Source organism: Bacillus sp. AFS023182 (assembly GCF_002560575.1).
In the GTDB taxonomy this organism is placed as follows: Bacteria; Bacillota; Bacilli; order Bacillales; family Bacillaceae_G; genus Bacillus_A; species Bacillus_A arachidis.
Genome location: NZ_NTRO01000080.1, coordinates 1 through 665 on the forward strand (window position 1 = coordinate 1; position 665 = coordinate 665).

A 665-nucleotide genomic window follows, 5' to 3' on the forward strand; every position below is an offset into this window, starting at 1 on the left:
CTCGTCCTTGATTCTACAACTTTCCAAGTTCCAGATCGATTCGCAACTACTTATCCTGGTGCCGGAGGATGTAGTCATAAAGCTGGTGTGAAAATTCAACTAGAGTATGATTTGTTGAGTGGAGAATTTTCTGATGTGGAAATTGAACCAGGAAAACGAAGTGATCAGGCATATAGTGCGACTCGAACAGACATGGCACAAAAGAATGAACTATATATTCGTGATTTAGGATATTTTCGTTTACAAGACTTTAAGTCTATTCAGGATAAGCAAGGATATTATTTATCACGTCTTAAGTTACCAACTAAAATATATAGAAAAGAATTCGAAACAGTGGTATTTAAAACAAAACCCGCTCAATTGAGACCGGTATATATACAGATTCATTTGGAAGACATCATGAAACAATTACAACCTGGCCAAGTGTATGAATTACATGATGTATATGTAGGGAGTAAAGACAAACTGCCTACTCGTATTGTAGTTTATAGGTGTACCGAGGAGCAAAAACAGAAACGCCTACGTGACCGAGCTATTCGCGAAAAGAAAAAAGGAATTACATATACAGAGCGTACGAAGCTTTTACAAGGTATTACGGTATATATGACAAACATTCCTACGGAATGGGTACCAAAAGAGAAAATCTATGATTTATATTCACTACG

At 36.5% G+C, this 665-nt stretch carries 1 protein-coding gene; it reads left to right on the top strand.

Annotation, left to right across the window (positions count from 1 at the left end; translation table 11 throughout):
* Positions 1-665, top strand: a 665-nt coding sequence (locus CN288_RS25130) for an IS4 family transposase (RefSeq protein WP_141528009.1), incomplete at both ends; no start/stop codon positions are given.